We start from the raw sequence: 17055 nt of genomic DNA, 5'->3' as shown, positions 1-17055 counted from the left end.
CCCGCAGACGCCGCCGCAGTTCCAGGTTGCCAACAAGTGGCTTCCCGGAACGTCTACTGTAGTTCTGCGTGTTCGAGAGCGCAGAGGCAACTCCCGAAAACCTACACAGAACCTACTCGCCGGTTACCAGGTCAGTATATGTCCGGATCAGTGTTTGACCGGGCAGCCCGATGTCTTGTAATCAACCTGAAACTCTTTGATGCCGTTGAGCCAGCCCGAGCGAAGGCGTCGGGGATCCCCGAGCCTGGTGATGTCGGGTAGGTGATCGGCGATCGCATTGAAGATCAGATCGATTTCCAGACGGGCCAAGTTGGCGCCGATGCAGTAGTGCGCACCGGTGCCGCCGAATCCGAGGTGCGGATTGGGGTCACGCATGATGTCGAACTTCGTCGGGTTCTCGAAGACGTCCTCGTCGAAGTTGGCCGACGCGTACATCATCACGACGCGATCGCCCTTCTTGATCTTCTGTCCGCCGAGTTCGGTGTCTTCGAGCGCGGTGCGCTGGAAGGAAGTCACCGGGGTCGCCCAACGAACGATCTCGTCGGCCGCCGTCTTGGGGCGTTCCTTCTTGTACAGCTCCCACTGGTCGGGATTGTCGAGGAAGGCAACCATGCCGTGTGTGATGGCATTGCGAGTGGTCTCGTTACCCGCGACCGCAAGCAGGATCACGAAGAAGCCGAATTCCTCTGGGGAGAGCTCATTTCCGTCGATGTCAGCTTCGATGAGCTTGGTGACGATGTCATCGGCGGGACACTTCTTGCGCTGATCCGCCATCTGGTACGCGTATCCCAGAATCTCCATCGAGGCTGCCTGCGGGTCGATGTCGAACTCGGGATCGTCGTACGACGTCATCTGGTTGGACCAGTCGAAGAGCTTCATTCGATCTTCCTGCGGCACACCGAGAAGCTCGGCGATTGCCTGCAGCGGAAGTTCGGACGCGACCTGAACCACGAAGTCACCGGCACCGCCGGCAGCCGCGGTCGTGACGATCTTTTCGGCACGCTCGGTCAGTTCCTCGCGCAGGCTGTTGATGGCGCGCGGGGTGAATCCACGAGATACCAGCTTGCGCAGCTTGGTGTGCTCCGGAGCGTCCTTGTTGATGAGAATGAATCGCTGCATCTCGACGTTCTCACGCGGGATGTCGTCGGCGAAGCGAGGAATCGCAGTGTTCTCGTGGGTCGAGAAGATGTCGCTTCGCTGCGAAACTTCCTTGACCTCTTCATGACGGGTGACCACCCAGAAGCCCTCGTCCTGGAATCCACCGATTTCCGGGGGCTGCGGATTCCACCACACGGGGGCCGTCTTCCGGAGTTCGGCGAACTCCTCGAACGGCATGCGTTCCGCGTAGATGTCGGGGTCCGTGAAGTCGATTCCCTCGGGGAATGCGGGCTGTGCCACTGATGTCTCCTGCCCTAAGCCTTTTCATCACAGGGGTGATGGGGATCCGTGATGTGTAACACGTTCTACTCTCATTGAAACACAAGCCTGCTTACTAGGAAAGGAAACGTCGGCAGGTCTTGCTTCCCGCAGAGAACCTGTTCTACTTTTTCATTACAAGGAAAGGAGCCCGCTGTGGGCACACCAGTAATCGTCGAGGCTGTCCGTACACCGATCGGCAAGCGCGGAGGTTGGCTCGCCGGTCTGCACGCCGCCGAGATCCTCGGAGCTGCACAAAAGGGAGTTCTCGACCGGTCGGGAATCGACCCGTTGCTGATCGAGCAGGTGATCGGCGGCTGCGTCACCCAGGCCGGCGCTCAGTCCAACAACATCACGCGCACGGCCTGGCTGCACGCCGGACTTCCGTGGCAGACCGGCGCAACCACCGTGGACTGCCAGTGCGGTTCGGCCCAGCAGGCGAACCATCTGATCGCCGGTCTGATCGCCACCGGCGCCATCGACGCCGGTATCGCCTGCGGCATCGAAGCCATGAGCCAGGTTCCCCTCGGCGCCAACGTCGGCGATCAGGCCGGACCGCGCCGACCCGCGACGTGGGACATCGACATGCCCAACCAATTCGAAGCTGCAGAACGCATCGCGCGTCGACGCGGACTGACCCGCGACGACGTCGAAGCCCTCGGCGTCCGCTCGCAGGCGCTGGCCAAGCAGGCTTGGGAGGAAGGACGTTTCGACCGCGAGGTTCTCGAACTCTCGGCACCCCAGGTCGACAAGGAAGGAAACCTCACGGGCGAGACCAAGGTCGTCAATCGCGATCAGGGCCTGCGCGATACGACGGCGGAGTCCCTTGCCCGACTGAAGCCCGTCCTCGAAGGCGGGATTCACACGGCCGGAACGTCTTCCCAGATCTCCGACGGCGCGGCCGCAGTCCTGCTCATGGACGAGGACAAGGCTCGCGCGCTCGGATTGAAGCCGCGAGCCCGCATCATCGCCCAGGCGCTGGTCGGCTCGGAACCGGAATTCCACCTCGACGGACCGGTGCAGGCAACCAGCCGTGTCCTGGAGAAGAGCGGAATGAAGATCGGCGATCTCGATCTGTTCGAGATCAACGAAGCATTCGCATCCGTCGCACTGTCCTGGGCTCAGGTTCACGAACCTGACTTCGACAACGTCAATGTCAACGGCGGCGCGCTCGCTCTCGGCCATCCGGTCGGCAGCACGGGATCTCGCCTGATCACCACCGCACTGCACGAACTCGAGCGTCGCAACGGCTCGACGGCTCTGATCACGATGTGCGCCGGCGGCGCACTGGCCACCGGAACCATCATCGAGCGTATCTGAGATGACTACTCCCCCAGCCAAACCCAAGGGACTCGACGCTCCGGCGACGGTCAAGATCATCAAGTGGATGTCGAAGGCGAACGTCGCGATGTATCGCGCCACCGACGGGCGGCTGGGTAGCAAGTGGCGGGTCGGCAGCGCGTTCCCTCGCGGGCTGCCGATCTGCCTGCTGACCACCACCGGTCGCAAATCCGGCGAGGAGCGGATCAGTCCGTTGCTGTTCCTCGAGGACGGCGAGAACGTGATTCTGGTGGCGTCGCAAGGCGGTCTTCCGAAGAACCCGATGTGGTACCTCAACATCAAGGCAGACCCGGTGGTGACGGTGCAGATCAAGTCTCGGATCCGCTCGATGAAAGCCCGCGTCGCGACCGAGGACGAGCGTGCTCGGCTGTGGCCGATGTTGAGGGCGATGTATCCGGATTTCGACAACTATCAGGCCTGGACCGACCGGGTCATTCCCGTCATCGTGTGCGAGCCACTGAAGAATTAAACGGACTGTTTACAACAAAACGTTTACATCGACCCGGGTTCGTGCCACCCTGGGTTCATGACCGATGACCAGTTCAGACCGATCGATTCCGGCCGCGAACGCGCACATCGCGAGTACGCCGGACTCTTTCGAATCAGCGAGCGCCACGGCGCGACCCCAAGCCAGCGCGCGCGGCAATCTCATCCGGAGATGCTCGAGCCCTACGGCGCGGTGCGCGTCGTGGCTCGTCTTGCGGGTGGCACCGACACACCGCAGCCGAACGAACCCGAGGTCGACGATGCCGACGTCATGGCTGCGTTGACTCTGATCCCCAAGGCCCGAGCCGAAATGGAACAGCTGGAAGCACTGTTCCTCGGGATTGCCCGCGAACGGGGCATGACCTGGCAGGACATCGCTTTCGGACTGGGACTCGGAAGCACTCAAGCCGCCCGCCAGCGCTACGAACGGCTCGTTCGCCGCACCGGAGGCTGAACGCGTGCCATAACCGGCGAGTTGGAGCACTATTGACTCGTACGGTCCGCACGGCGTTTCGACAGAGCCTCGAACACAGCAAGGAGTCGCATATATGACGACGCATATTCAAGATCAAATCCTGGACCGACGCGAGATCACCTCAGCCCTCGTGCGTGCGCTGGAGCGTCGCCACGAGGTGCTGGACGCAGTGGTCGACAGCAAGGACCACCAGGAGGCACTGACCACCGTCGCGGAACTCCTCGGCACGTCGGAAGCAAATGCCGAAGCAGTTCTGAGCCTCAAGTTCAGCGCACTGACCAAGGCAGCGCGCGATCGCATCCAGGGCGAGCTGGAGAATCTCGACGCCACTCTCGAATGGACGACGCTCGATCGTCCCGCGAGCAGCGGGCAGAACTTCACCCTGCGTCCGTTCAGCGACAGCGCAGAAGACAAGGCACTGTTCACGATTCGCTCGGCCGAGCAGCTCGGCGAAGACGGCAAGCCGTGGAGCGAGGATCGGATCGAAGCCGAGCGCGTCGGCGGTCTCGGTCGGATCGACGACGAGAGCGCTGCCTGGTTCGTCGCCGAGGACGTCTCCGGTGACGGCCCGAAGAGCGTCGGCCTGGTATTCGGCGAACTCGACGGCCAAGAGGTGAACGTGGCGATCTGGATCGCGCCGGAATCTCGCAAGAAGGGCTACGGCACCGCCTGCGTGAAGCATTCGCGGCGCGAACTCGCAGCTGAGTTCCCCGGCACCGTCTTGGTGGTTCGGGCGCCCGCGTAGGCGGCACGCCGCCTGTGAGTGGTTGAGGAGTTCCTGCACTCCTTAACCACTCACAGGGCCGGAGGCCCTACGCCCCGTACACCGGCGTCGGAATCTCCGCCTTCTCCAACAGCGTTGCCACGACGGGCCCGATCTCCTTCGGGTCCCAGCGATCTCCCTTGTCCTCGCTCGGGCCGTGACGCCAGCCCTCCGCGACGGTGATCTTTCCGCCCTCTACCTCGAACACCCGGCCCGTGACGTCCTTGGACTCGGCGCTACCGAGCCAGACGACCAGCGGCGAGATGTTCTCGGGAGCCATGGCGTCGAAGCCCTCTTCCGGAGCTGCCATCGCTTCTGCCATCGCCCCGCCCGCGCCGACAGTCATGCGTGTGCGCGCAGCAGGCGCGATCGCGTTGACACTGACTCCGTAATTCTTGAGCTCGGCGGCGGCCTGGATGGTCATCTCGGCGATGCCGGCCTTGGCCGCGGCGTAGTTGCCCTGGCCGATCGAACCCTGCAGTCCTGCACCCGAACTGGTGTTGATGATGCGTGCGTCGACGGTCTTGCCTGCCTTGGCCTCGGCGCGCCAGTAGGCAGCTGCGTGACGGAGCGGCGCGAAGTGCCCCTTGAGGTGCACGCGGATCACCGCGTCCCACTCGCCCTCGCTCATACCGACCAGCATGCGGTCCCGCAGGAAGCCTGCGTTGTTCACGAGTACGTCCAGGCCACCGAAGGTGTCGATCGCGGTCTTGATCAGATTCTCGGCGCCCGCCCAGTCGGCGACGTCGTCTCCGTTGACCACTGCTTGGCCACCGGCGGCGATGATCTCCGCGACAACCTGCTCGGCCGGACTCTCACCGGTCGCGGAACCGTCGGCACCCGCACCGATGTCGTTGACGACAACCTTGGCGCCCTCGGCAGCAAATGCCAATGCATGCGCACGTCCGATACCGCGGCCAGCCCCGGTGATGATGACTACGCGTCCGTCGACCAATCCACTCATATTTGTCTCCTAATGCACTCTGCTCGGGCTTGTCGGCTCCGCTTGTGTGCTAACTTACCAAGCAATCGCTTGGTTTGGTACACAGACGTAAGGAATCCCGATATGGGCATCAGCACCTCCTCCGACGGAACCGGCATCACCACGGTCACCATCGACTACGCGCCGGTCAATGCAATCCCGTCCAAGGGATGGTTCGAGCTTGCCGACGCCATCCTCGACGCGGGCAAGGATCTCAACACTCACGTGGTGATCCTGCGAGCCGAGGGACGCGGATTCAACGCCGGCGTCGACATCAAGGAGATGCAGGCCACCGAGGGATTCGACGCGCTGGTCGCCGCCAACCGCGGTTGCGCCGCGGCCTTCGCGGCCGTCTACGACTGTGCTGTACCCGTCGTCGTGGCCGTCAACGGATTCTGTGTCGGCGGCGGCATCGGACTCGTCGGCAACGCGGACGTGATCGTCGCTTCCGACGACGCGATCTTCTCCCTCCCCGAGGTCGACCGCGGCGCACTCGGCGCTGCCACACACCTCTCGAGGCTGGTGCCACAGCACATGATGCGCACGCTCTACTACACCGCACAGAGCGTCGACGCACACACACTCAAGCAGTTCGGCAGCGTCTACGACGTGGTCCCGCGCGAGAAGCTCGACGAGTGCGCTCGCGAGATCGCCGCGAAGATCGCCGCCAAGGACACCCGCATCATCCGGTGCGCCAAGGAAGCCATCAACGGCATCGACCCGGTGGACGTCAAGGGCAGCTACCGCCTCGAGCAGGGCTACACCTTCGAACTCAACCTCCTCGGCGTGTCCGACGAACACCGCGACGAGTTCGTCGCCACCGGCAAGCCGCGCGAGAACGCAACCCAGAAGGAAGGCTGAGACAAACATGGCTAGCAAGCGTGACAAGACGAAGTCGCTCGACGAGGTAGTCGGCGAACTCCGCAGCGGAATGACGATCGGCTTGGGCGGCTGGGGATCTCGCCGCAAGCCGATGGCCTTCGTGCGTGCGATTCTGCGTTCGGACGTCAAAGACCTGACCGTGGTCACCTACGGCGGACCGGATCTCGGACTGCTGTGCTCGGCCGGCAAGGTCAAGAAGGCATACTACGGTTTCGTGTCCCTCGACTCCGCGCCGTTCTACGACCCGTGGTTTGCCAAGGCACGCACCGCCGGTGAGATCGAAGTCCGCGAGATGGACGAGGGCATGGTCAAGTGTGGCCTCGAAGCAGCTGCCGCTCGCCTTCCCTTCCTCCCGATCCGCGCCGGCCTGGGTTCGGATGTCCGCAACTTCTGGGGCGACGAACTCAAGACCGTCACCTCCCCGTACCCCGAGGCCGACGGCCGCTCCGAGACCTTGATCGCGATGCCTGCGCTCAACCTCGATGCGTCGTTCGTTCATCTCAATCTCGGTGACAAGCACGGCAATGCCGCGTACAACGGCGTCGACCCGTACTTCGACGACCTGTACTGCATGGCCGCCGAAAAGCGATACGTCTCCGTCGAACGCATTGTCGAGACCGAGGAACTGGTCAAATCCGTTCCACTGCAGAACCTTCTGCTCAACCGCATGATGGTTGACGCCGTCGTCGAGGCACCCAATGGTGCGCACTTCACGTTGGCCGGCGAAAGCTACGGCCGCGACGAGAAGTTCCAGCGTCACTACGCCGAGTCCGCCAAGACCCCCGAGTCGTGGCAGGCGTTCGTCGACACCTTCCTCTCCGGCAGCGAAGAGGACTACCAAGCCGCAGTAAAGAAGTTTGCCGATTCATCAAAGGCAGGGGAGCAGGCAAAATGAGCGAATCCACCGTCACCCGCGCAGAGTACGTTGTTCTCGCTTGCGCTGAAATCTTCTCCGGTGCAGGCGAAATCATGGCCAGCCCGATGTCGACGTCGTCCACCATCGGCGCTCGCCTGGCTCGACTCACCACCGAACCCGACCTGCTGATCACCGATGGTGAAGCCCTCATTCTCGAGGACACTCCGGCCGTCGGAACAAAGGGCCCCGTCGAAGGATGGATGCCTTTCCGCAAGGTGTTCGACGTCGTCGCTTCCGGCCGCCGTCACGTAGTCATGGGCGCCAATCAGCTCGATCGCCACGGCAACCAGAACCTCTCCGCCTTCGGCCCGCTTCAGCAGCCGACGCGTCAGATGTTCGGTGTGCGCGGCGCCCCGGGTAACACCATCAACCACGCGACGAGCTACTTCGTCCCCAAGCACTCCAAGCGAGTGTTCGTCGACAAGGTCGACGTGGTGTGCGGTGTCGGCTACGACCAGATCGATCCCGAGAATCCGGCTTACAAGTACCTGAACATCCCCCGCGTTGTCACCAACCTCGGTGTCTTCGACTTCGGCGGACCAGGAAACACCTTCCGCGCGTTGAGCCTTCACCCCGGCGTCACCGCCGAAGAGGTAGCCGAGAACACCTCGTTCGAGGTTGCCGGACTCGCCGAGGCCGGTATCACCCGTGACCCCACCGTCGAAGAACTTCACCTCATCCGCGAAACCCTCGATCCGCGCAACCTCCGGGACCGTGAGGTCTCGGCATGACCCCCACCCTGAAGACCGCGCTGACCGAACTGGTCGGTGTCGAGTACCCGATCGTGCAGACGGGTATGGGCTGGGTTTCCGGTCCCGCTCTCACGTCGGCAACGGCTAACGCCGGTGGTCTCGGCATCCTGGCTTCGGCCACGATGACGTACGACGAGCTCGAGCACGCGATCAAGAAGACGAAGCAGCTCACGGACAAGCCGTTCGGCGTCAACATGCGTGCCGACGCCACTGACGCCCCGCAACGCGCGGATCTGCTGATCCGTGAAGGCGTCAAGGTCGCGTCGTTTGCGTTGGCTCCCAAGAAGGAACTGATCGCCAAGCTCAAGGACCACGGCATCGTCGTCGTGCCCTCGATCGGTGCCGCGAAGCACGCGGTCAAGGTTGCATCCTGGGGCGCGGACGCCGTCATCGTCCAAGGCGGCGAAGGTGGTGGCCATACCGGCGGTGTGGCCACGACATTGCTTCTCCCCTCGGTTCTCGACGCGGTCGATATTCCGGTCATCGCCGGTGGCGGATTCTTCGACGGCCGCGGGCTGGCTGCCGCACTGGCGTACGGCGCTGCCGGTGTCGCGATGGGAACGCGATTCCTTCTCACCAGCGACTCTTCGGTGCCCGATTCCGTCAAACAGGAGTATCTCAAGCGCGGACTGACGGATACGACTGTCTCCCGCAAGGTCGATGGCATGCCTCATCGTGTGCTCAACACCGACCTGGTCAACAGCCTCGAAGGTTCCAGCTATGCAACCGGTTTGATCGCCGCGGCCAAGAATGCCACAAAGTTCAAGGCCATGACGGGCATGAAGTGGTCGACCCTCGCCAAGGACGGTCTCGCGATGAAGCGGTCGGGTGACCGCACGCTGATGCAGATCATCATGGCAGCCAACACCCCGATGTTGCTCAAGGCCGGACTGGTCGAGGGCAACACGGAAGCCGGTGTTCTTGCTTCGGGTCAGGTTGTCGGCATGATCAACGATCTGCCCAGCTGCAAGGAACTGATCGAAAGCATCATGGAAGGTGCCGCGGGGCGTATCGACGCGCTTGCGGCTCTTCGCTGACACAGCTCTATCCGAGTGCGTCTCCCCCACTGCGCTTTACGCGTAGTGGGGGGAGGCGCACTCTTTGCGTTTGTCGGACTATCCCGTCTTCTCCTGCTCGAACCCGTCGATCATTCCGAAATACTGCGAGATCGCTGCTGCCGCCATCTGTACGGGAGCGGCGTTCCGCTTGTCTATCGTGCCGCGAATCAAGGGCCCACAAATCGAGAGACCTACTGGCATGTGGTCGAGCACCCCGATTCGCGCACCGATACAGCCCATCCCGGAATTGCAGATTCCGAACGCAACTGAGTGTTGGCGAACGCCATTGGCGTTGTGCGACGATGCCACCGATCTGTTGCCGGCGCTCAACAGTGACTTCCCGATGGTCGACGCTTGCGCTGGGATACGTGAGCCGACGCGAGTCTGAAGGTCGGGGACCATCAGGCTCCCGATCTTCTGGATGTAGCGCACATGGTTTCCTTCCAACACCCCGAGGTGCACGGCGTGTCCAGTCACGAAATGTAATTGCTGAAGTAGGGGCGTAACCACTCGATCCACTTTGTTTCGATACAGCGAGAGCGCGCCCAGATCTCCTAGCTTGTCGCCTATCTCGTACTCGAGTCCTTCGCGGCGTAGCCAGTTCATCCTCACGAGTTTCAGTAGCATCCGGTGCACGGACGATCGCGGAATCCCGGTTCGGCGCGCCACCTCCCCCAATGTCAGCCGAGGCGCGTCACGAAAGCAGTCCACCACCACCGACAGTCTGTCGAGAGTTGACATGGGGATGGACTCTTCGGTGATCGGTCCGACCAACATCGATGTCTCCGTTCCGGTGGCCCGCCGCTTCGGCAGCCAACATTCGTTCCGCCCATCTGAGCTTCCGTGGACACACGACGCCAGTACGTTTCCCACGCAGCGGGAGATGCATCTGCATGGGCTCTCACCAGCACCTATACCGATGATCGGTCATGTTCGTTGAGCCCGAATCCATCCCTCGTCACAGTGATGACCGGAGCCCATCAGATCATGCGGCGCCGAGCAGAACGCTTCAAAATCAGGAGGACACATGAATGCTTCATCCCCGTCGACAGGCGTGATCATCACCGGCGGCGCATCCGGAATCGGATTGGCCTCCGCCCGCGCGCTCGCGGCGATCCGACGACCAGTCGCTCTCTGGGATATCGACGAGGCAAAAGCGGTCGATCAGGCAGCAGTGATCTCCTCCGAATTCGGCATCGACGCCATCGGAGTGGGAATCGATCTCACGAGAGCGGACGACTACGCGGCCGCATTGGCCACAACCCGTTCCTCACTTCCCTCCATCGGCGGACTTGTTCACTCCGCCGGGGTCGTCGATATCGGATCCCTCGAAGGAGTGACGCTCGACGTGTGGGAGACGGGTATCAACACCCATCTACGTCCGCTCATCCTGTTGGTTCAACAGTTGATGCCTGATTTCACGGCCAATCCCGGTTCGGCAATAGTCGGAATCGCTTCGATCAACGCAACTTTGGGCAATGCAATCAACCCTGTCTACTCCGCTGCAAAGGGTGGGATGTTGTCGATGGTCCGATCGCTGGCGGACCGACTGGGCCCGGACGGCATTCGGATCAACTGCGTCTCTCCCGGACAGATTCTGACCCCTCTGCTTCAGCCGACCGTAGACGCATTGGGTGACGGGGCATTCGAACGACGCATCCTCCTCGGCAGGCTCGGTCGCCCGGAGGAAATCGCACACGCTGTCCGCTTCCTGCTGTCCGACGAAGCAAGTTACATCACCGCAACGGAATTGGTTGTCGACGGCGGCAACATCTCGTCGCAACGTATGTGACTTGCCCAGAGATTCACACCCCTTCGACTGTCGTACAACGTCGCTCGGTCCAGCCCACCGGGTGCACTCACGAAAGGAAGAACATGACAATTGCGGATGTCAATGAATCGGAAGAGGTTCGCATCATCGACCAGGGAGAACCTCCCACTCGATTTGCCCGCGGATGGCACTGCCTCGGCCTCGCCAAGGACTACAGCGACGGGAACCCGCATTCCGTCGAAGCTTTCGGTACCAAACTGGTCGTCTTCTCCGACTCGCATGGCGAACTGAAGATCCTCGACGCGTACTGCCGTCACATGGGCGGCGACCTGAGTCAGGGCACGGTCAAGGGCGATTCGATCGCGTGCCCCTTCCACGACTGGAGGTGGGGAGGCAACGGTAAGTGCACCGCGATTCCCTATGCTCGACGTGTCCCCCCGCTTGCCAAGACCCGCGCTTGGACTGCGCTCGAACAAGACGGGCTGCTCTTCGTCTGGCACGACCCCGAAGGCAATCCGCCTCTTGCCGAAGTCGCTATACCGATCATCAAGTCTGCGGAGCACGAGTGGACCGATTGGGTCTGGAAGTCGATAGTCATCGATACGAACTGCCGAGAAATCGTCGACAACGTCGTTGACATGGCGCACTTCTTCTACGTGCACTTCTCGTTCCCCACCTATTTCAAGAACGTCTTCGAAGGACACGTCGCCATCCAGGAGCAGAGCGGCATCAACCGCGACGACATCGTGACCTGGACCGACCCCGACGTACCGAAGTTGGTGTCGAATCTTTCGACAGCGGCCTACCACGGACCGTCGTTCATGATCGACGACTTGCGCTACGTCTACGAGAACTTCACGACCGATTCGGTGCTGATCAACTGCCACTACCCGGTGAGCCCGAACAAATTCGTACTCATGTACGGCATTACCGTCCAGAAGTCCGCAGAGATGCCCGCCGAGTTCGCCGATCAACTTGTCGACGCGATGATCGGGTACATCGGCGTCGGATTCGAACAGGACATCGAGATCTGGAAGAACAAGACCCGTATCGACAATCCACTGCTCTGCACCGAGGACGGCCCGGTCTACCAACTACGCCGTTGGTACGAACAGTTCTACGTGGACGTCGCCGACATCACCCCGGACATGGTCGACCGTTTCGAATTCGAGATGGACACAAGCAAACCCATCGAAGTGTGGAAGCAGGAAGTCGCTGACAACATCGCACGCAGGGCCGCCGCAGGAGTAGGGCAATGACCATGGAACCGCTGGACTGCGAGCGGTGCGGAACATACGTCCTGGTGGAGAAGAACAGCTGGCATCACACGTCGACCCAGTGGCGATCAGATTCGCGCACGGCATGTTTGGAGTACCGCGACGATGCTGAACCGCCGAGAATTCGATCCGGAAGTTGTTCCGCATTGAGAAATTCCATCAATCAGGCAGCTACCGACGGACGCATAACAGTTCCCGAATGACAATCGTCCTCGCGACCTGAAGGCTCACGTCATAGCGGCGGCCAACTGCTGAGACAACGTACCTTTGTTCTCCACCTCGACGGTGTCGCAGCCCTGCCAACGCGCAGTTCTCCGAAGGAGTTCCGCCAACCGCGGCGCAGTGTCGGCGTCCGCGGTGGGTTCGGCCCACGCCGCGCGGACAAGCAGTCGACGGTTCTGACGGTCGTTCTTCAGATCGACTCGGGCGCAGATCTTGTCGTCGATCAACACCGGGAGCACGTAGTATCCGTGAACTCGCTTGTGCGCCGGAGTGTAGATCTCGATCCGGTAGTGAAAGTCGAAGAGCCGCAACGCTCGATCGCGTGCCCACACTACCGGGTCGAAGGGTGACAACAGCGCATCCGCACGGATGGACCTGGGACGCTTCGCTCGCGGATCGATCCACACCTCCCTTGCCTTGCCTCGACGCTCCCAGCCGTCGACGGACACCCGGCGCACGCTGCCGGCGTCTTCGAGTTCCTGCAAGGCCGTTCGTGCTTCTGCGCTGGGCAGACGAAAGTAGTCGGCGATGTCGTCGAGGGTGCCGAGACCGTGTGCCTTCACACCCCGCAGCACCAGTTCGCGTATCGCCTCCGACCGCTCGACGTGTGCGTCGAGTATCTCGGGTGCAAGCATCTGCTCGGCCAGGCCGTAACGACGCTCGAAACCGGCGCGCCCCGCCGAGACCACCTCGCCCCAACGGAACAGCGTCTCGAGCCCGACCTTCACGTCGGACCACCCCCACCACGGACCGCGCCGCGTGTTCGCCTCGTGTTCGATCTCGCTCGCCGCCATCGGACCGTTGTCGCGCAACTCCTGCCGCAACCAATCGAGGAAGACGCGCCGATCGGAAGCCCACCCGTCCTTGTCACTCAACGCTTTGGCGCGAAACTGGTCCATCCGCCAGCGGAACAACGGCCACATGTCCACCGGCAAGAACGTTGCTTCGTGACCCCAGTATTCGAGGTATCCCGAACCGGGGGTGAAGGCAAGCTGATCGAGTCTGGATTTGTCGTATGCGCCCAATCGCGCATAAACGGGTAGGTAGTGACTGCGTTCGAAGACATTGACCGAGTCGATCTGCAGCACCTGCAGCCGGTCCATCACGCCGACCAGATTGCGACGCGTCACCGTCGTGGGATGCGATTTGCCGAATCCCTGAGCGGCAAGCGCTATGCGACGGGCAGCTGCCAGTGACACGACTTCGCTCATAGTGGGCCAGACTACGCACACCCACCGACACGCTTCAGGCGGCCGAAGCCCGACGGCCGAACAGTACTGCCGACATGAACACCTGCAACATGGCCGCGTTCTCTGCGGCAGCGTCGAACTTCATCATGCGGCCGACATCCGGGACCAGGTTGAGCGCAGCGTGAACTACGAACTTCGCCTCTACTGCCGACAGCTCAGGACGAATCTCGCCGAGCACTCGCGCCCATTCGACCACGTAAAGCTTCTGGCGATTCTTCAGATCGCTTCGATGACTCGGCAGAAGGTTGTTCATCTCGGAGAAGTAGACCGACATCAATTCGTGCTGTGCAAACGACAACTCCACGTACATCGCCGACAGTGACCGGAGCACTTGTTCGTGCGAAGTCGCGGAGTCGAAGACCGCTGCCGTCGCCAAGTCCAAGCGATCTGCAGCTCGATAGAACACGGCGCCGAGAAGCTCTGCCTTGCTGGGAAAGTAGCGGTACATACCGGACGCGTTCAAGCCGGCGGCCGCGGCGATCTCTTCGATGCTGACGTCGTGATACCCGCGAGAGTCGAAAAGGCGCACGGCTTCCTGCAAGAGACGTTCACGTTTGTTCGTGGTCACGGTTCGAGGTAACGAGGACTGCTCCAAGCGGCTAGCGGTGATTGCACCCTCACCTTGATCTATCGCCAGACACGCGTCGAGCAGAACCTTCTCCATCGCTCGCTGGGGCAGCAACAGGTTATGGACGGTGATACTGCCGATGACGCTGAACATCGCTGCCACGACAAGGGTCTCGTCCCTCGCCGTCATCGCGGGTTCGGAGCGCGAAAGATACCGGGCTACTCGGCGATTGACCGTACTGGCTTGCGCTCGAACGGATTTCCGATCATCGGTGTCGAGAAACCGGCTCTCCCAACGATAGATTCCGGCCGTACGCCGATTGCGGATCGTCGTTCGTATCACTGCAATCAGATCTTCGCGCAACCGCTGCGCATCGGTTGCCGCAGGCGCAACCGAAACGGCATCGAGGGCACTGGCGAGCGCTCCGGTCAACTCCAGTGCCGCGTGGCGGAACATCGCGTACTTGTTCGGAAAGTGCCGATAGAGCGCCGAACCCGAAATACCGACCGCCGACGCGATGTCGTCGACACTGACAGCAGGATATCCGCGCTCACTGAACGCGATTGCCGCTGCAGCCGCGATCTGCGCCTTGCGGTCCTTCGGTCGCCTCTTGACGGAGTCGGACCTCGGCTGCCGAACAATCCCATTCGACGTCTGCGCGTCGACGAACTGATCGTTCAGGCTCACCGTGTACCCCACTCTCCAGCCCTCACGCACAAAGCACTTCGATCCGCCTGCTCATCAGACGAGAATCAGCATAAGCATGATTCTGAAATCTCGTACACCGATTTCAGCACATCGCGCGTCTAGAGTTTCATACATGCAGGTAACGCTGCCTTTGATCAGAACACACCACTCGCCCTTCGCCACCTCCCCCGTTGCTTCCACCGAGAATCTTCGTTAACAAAACGTTGTCTGTGGCCACCAGCAGTGGGTAGGGTCACCGCTCGAAGCATCCAGCCCGCATCCACGAAGCAATCCGACTGACAGATTCGGAATATTCGTAAACATACACAGGATGTCGATATGAACAGTTCCGATATCTCCACGTCAATGAAGGAAACTCGGTCAACAGGGCTGACAGTTCGACGAGAATTTCGGTTCACATAATGCTTGCTTGGACACATATATGTGTGAGATGCTTCACAGGCAGTTCGCTCGACCGCCAGCGCTCGAACAGTTCGAACTCCGTGCCGAACACTGTTGATCTGCAAAGGAATTCAATTAGATGACGTACGAGCTGCCAGCCGCGAAGGGCCCGGTGCGAGACGTAGCGTTACAGGGGGGCTATCTGATCGGATTCTCGGTTCAGGCACTCTTCGGCCTGTTCACGGCAATCCTGCGCAGACGACTCTCATTGCACGAGACGGTTACTCAGACCCTGTTCATCGGTGGCGTCAGCACCGGCCCGTCGCTGCTTCTCATGATTCCGATCGGTGTATTCATCGCCGTCTCGGTCGGTGAACTGGCCGGCCGGATCGGAGCCGGTGGATATTCCGGAGCTGTCGTAGCTTTCATCATCGTCGGTCAGGCCGCGGCGCTGGTGTGCGCGTTGATGATGGCCGGTGTCGCAGGATCGGCGATCTGCACGGATTTGGGTTCACGAAAGATCCGGGAAGAGATCGACGCGATGGAAGTGATGGGCATCGACGTGATCGAGCGCCTCGTCGCACCGAGATTGGTTGCGGCAGTGATCGTCTCCCTTGCACTATGTTCGATGGTCACCTTCGGCGGTGTGATCGCGTGCTACCTGTACCACATCTACGTCCAGCATCTTCCGGCCGGAACGTTCATGGCAACGTTCAGTCAGTACGGGCGATCTTCCGACTTCGTCATGGCTTTGGTGAAGGCTGCGGTCTTCGGCATCGCTTCGACTTTGGTCGCCACCTTCAAAGGTCTACATGCAAAAGGTGGCCCACGCGGCGTTGCCGACGCAGTCAACGAAGCCGTGGTCATCGCGTTCGCGCTCGTCTTCATCGTGAACACAGTGTTGTCCGCGCTCTACACCGTAATCGTCCCGGCAGTCGGTGAATTCTGATGTCGCTCGTCGATCTCCGTGTTCGAGCACGTCAAGCGAGCAGACCCCTGCGAACCGCGGGCGACGGCCTCGTCTCCCTCGGTCAGCACGTCACTTTCTACGTCCGCACTATCGCATCGATCCCCTTTGCGCTCACCAAGTACCGCAAGCATGTACTCGGTCAGATCAGCGAGGTCAGCTTCGGCACGAATTCCTTGTTGTCCGGCGGCGGCACCATCGGGATCGTCTTCGCGATGTCGCTGGCCGCGGCGATGATGTTGGGCGTCGAGACCCACCGGGGCCTCGAGCTTGTCGGGATGACCTCGCTCTCCGGCATGCTGTCCGCGGTTGCCAACACCCGTGAACTGGCCCCTGTTGTCGTCGCGATCGCGTTGGCCGCCAAGGTCGGAACGGGTTTCACCGCCCAGATCGGGGCCATGCGTATCTCCGACGAAATCGACGCGCTGGACTCGATGGCGATCCGATCGATCCCCTTCCTCGCGGGTACCCGGGTGATCGCTGCCATGATCTGTGTCATCCCGATCTACATGATCGGACTCCTGGCCAGTTACCTCTCGACCCGACTGGTCGTCGTGTTCTTCAACGGCGCATCGGCCGGTACTTACGACTACTTCTTCCATCTGGCGATCTCTCCGCAGGATCTCCTGTACTCGGGTCTCAAGGCCGTGGTGTTCGCCGCTGTTGTCGCGCTGGTTCACTGCGCGTACGGCTACTATGCCTCCGGTGGTCCGGCCGGCGTCGGGCAAGCGGCCGGGCGCGCGCTCCGAACTGCGATCCTCGCGATCGGAATCCTCGACGTACTGATGACTTTCGCGCTGTGGGGCCTCGTGCCCCAGATCCCGGGAATGGGGGTCTGAG

At 61.5% G+C, this 17055-nt stretch carries 17 protein-coding genes; 12 read left to right on the top strand and 5 right to left on the bottom strand.

Going from position 1 to position 17055, the window contains the following annotated elements; genetic code table 11:
* Nucleotides 1-147: 147 nt before the first annotated feature.
* A complete protein-coding gene (locus RHP72_RS04635; RefSeq protein WP_007734267.1) occupies nt 148-1398 on the bottom strand; it encodes a cytochrome P450 in 1251 nt (416 codons plus the stop codon).
* Between the two features lie 174 nt (nt 1399-1572).
* On the opposite strand from RHP72_RS04635, the gene RHP72_RS04630 reads away from it, so the two are divergent.
* The 4 genes from RHP72_RS04630 to RHP72_RS04615 all read left to right on the top strand — a co-directional run bounded on the left by RHP72_RS04630 (nt 1573) and on the right by RHP72_RS04615 (nt 4463).
* Nucleotides 1573-2736 carry a steroid 3-ketoacyl-CoA thiolase gene (locus tag RHP72_RS04630; RefSeq protein ID WP_003945509.1) on the top strand — a complete coding sequence of 388 codons (1164 nt, stop codon included), beginning with the start codon at nt 1573-1575 and terminating at the stop codon, nt 2734-2736.
* A 1-nt stretch (nt 2737) separates the two neighbouring features.
* Complete coding sequence (locus tag RHP72_RS04625; RefSeq protein WP_054188074.1) at nt 2738-3226, top strand: nitroreductase family deazaflavin-dependent oxidoreductase; 489 nt, start codon at nt 2738-2740, stop codon at nt 3224-3226.
* A 57-nt stretch (nt 3227-3283) separates the two neighbouring features.
* On the top strand, nt 3284-3697 hold the full coding sequence (locus tag RHP72_RS04620) for a hypothetical protein (protein WP_007734258.1): 414 nt from the start codon (nt 3284-3286) through the stop codon (nt 3695-3697).
* A 94-nt stretch (nt 3698-3791) separates the two neighbouring features.
* Nucleotides 3792-4463, top strand: a complete 672-nt coding sequence (locus tag RHP72_RS04615; protein ID WP_003945460.1) for a GNAT family N-acetyltransferase — start codon at nt 3792-3794, stop codon at nt 4461-4463.
* Nucleotides 4464-4530: 67 nt separating this feature from the next.
* Here RHP72_RS04615 and RHP72_RS04610 read toward each other — a convergent pair whose 3' ends face one another.
* Nucleotides 4531-5445, bottom strand: coding sequence for an SDR family oxidoreductase (locus RHP72_RS04610; RefSeq protein WP_003945561.1), 915 nt, complete (start codon nt 5443-5445; stop codon nt 4531-4533).
* 102 nt (nt 5446-5547) lie between these two features.
* Here RHP72_RS04610 and echA20 point away from each other — a divergent pair, with 102 nt between their 5' ends.
* Genes echA20 through RHP72_RS04590 form a run of 4 tightly spaced genes read left to right on the top strand, consistent with a single transcriptional unit; the run spans nt 5548 to nt 9050 of the window.
* Nucleotides 5548-6324 (top strand): (7aS)-7a-methyl-1,5-dioxo-2,3,5,6,7,7a-hexahydro-1H-indene-carboxyl-CoA hydrolase, encoded by a 777-nt coding sequence (gene echA20 / locus RHP72_RS04605; RefSeq protein WP_003945611.1) that lies wholly within the window; start codon nt 5548-5550, stop codon nt 6322-6324.
* A gap of 7 nt (nt 6325-6331) precedes the next feature.
* Nucleotides 6332-7240, top strand: coding sequence for a cholesterol ring-cleaving hydrolase subunit IpdA (ipdA, locus tag RHP72_RS04600; protein WP_042449482.1), 909 nt, complete (start codon nt 6332-6334; stop codon nt 7238-7240).
* Nucleotides 7237-7992 carry a CoA-transferase subunit beta gene (locus tag RHP72_RS04595; RefSeq protein WP_042920450.1) on the top strand — a complete coding sequence of 252 codons (756 nt, stop codon included), beginning with the start codon at nt 7237-7239 and terminating at the stop codon, nt 7990-7992. Before ipdA ends, RHP72_RS04595 begins: the two co-directional genes overlap by 4 nt.
* Nucleotides 7989-9050: a nitronate monooxygenase family protein gene (locus RHP72_RS04590; RefSeq protein ID WP_007734249.1), complete on the top strand. Its 1062-nt coding sequence runs from the start codon at nt 7989-7991 to the stop codon at nt 9048-9050. Before RHP72_RS04595 ends, RHP72_RS04590 begins: the two co-directional genes overlap by 4 nt.
* 78 nt (nt 9051-9128) lie before the next feature.
* On the opposite strand, the gene RHP72_RS04585 is transcribed toward RHP72_RS04590, so the two are convergent.
* Nucleotides 9129-9848, bottom strand: coding sequence for an IclR family transcriptional regulator (locus RHP72_RS04585; RefSeq protein ID WP_007734248.1), 720 nt, complete (start codon nt 9846-9848; stop codon nt 9129-9131).
* 250 nt (nt 9849-10098) lie between these two features.
* On the opposite strand from RHP72_RS04585, the gene RHP72_RS04580 reads away from it, so the two are divergent.
* Both RHP72_RS04580 and RHP72_RS04575 read left to right on the top strand, forming a co-directional pair.
* The gene (locus tag RHP72_RS04580) at nt 10099-10863 is read left to right on the top strand and encodes an SDR family NAD(P)-dependent oxidoreductase (protein ID WP_007734247.1); all 765 of its coding nucleotides are present in this window, start codon (nt 10099-10101) and stop codon (nt 10861-10863) included.
* 83 nt (nt 10864-10946) lie between these two features.
* The gene (locus tag RHP72_RS04575) at nt 10947-12101 is read left to right on the top strand and encodes a Rieske 2Fe-2S domain-containing protein (protein ID WP_007734246.1); all 1155 of its coding nucleotides are present in this window, start codon (nt 10947-10949) and stop codon (nt 12099-12101) included.
* A gap of 245 nt (nt 12102-12346) precedes the next feature.
* Here the strand turns inward: RHP72_RS04575 and RHP72_RS04570 are convergent, their stop codons facing one another.
* Both RHP72_RS04570 and RHP72_RS04565 read right to left on the bottom strand, forming a co-directional pair.
* Nucleotides 12347-13552: a winged helix-turn-helix domain-containing protein gene (locus RHP72_RS04570; RefSeq protein WP_007734244.1), complete on the bottom strand. Its 1206-nt coding sequence runs from the start codon at nt 13550-13552 to the stop codon at nt 12347-12349.
* A 34-nt stretch (nt 13553-13586) separates the two neighbouring features.
* Nucleotides 13587-14846, bottom strand: a complete 1260-nt coding sequence (locus RHP72_RS04565; RefSeq protein ID WP_007734242.1) for a TetR/AcrR family transcriptional regulator — start codon at nt 14844-14846, stop codon at nt 13587-13589.
* A gap of 541 nt (nt 14847-15387) precedes the next feature.
* Here RHP72_RS04565 and RHP72_RS04560 point away from each other — a divergent pair.
* A complete protein-coding gene (locus RHP72_RS04560) occupies nt 15388-16197 on the top strand; it encodes an ABC transporter permease (RefSeq protein ID WP_311094395.1) in 810 nt (269 codons plus the stop codon).
* Nucleotides 16197-17054 (top strand): ABC transporter permease, encoded by an 858-nt coding sequence (locus RHP72_RS04555; protein WP_003945491.1) that lies wholly within the window; start codon nt 16197-16199, stop codon nt 17052-17054. The genes RHP72_RS04560 and RHP72_RS04555 overlap by 1 nt, the downstream gene beginning before the upstream one ends.
* Nucleotide 17055: the final 1 nt, after the last annotated feature.

The organism is Rhodococcus sp. SG20037, from assembly GCF_031763325.1.
In the GTDB taxonomy this organism is placed as follows: domain Bacteria; phylum Actinomycetota; class Actinomycetes; order Mycobacteriales; family Mycobacteriaceae; genus Rhodococcus_F; species Rhodococcus_F qingshengii.
This window is presented reverse-complemented; position numbering and strand designations above follow the sequence as displayed.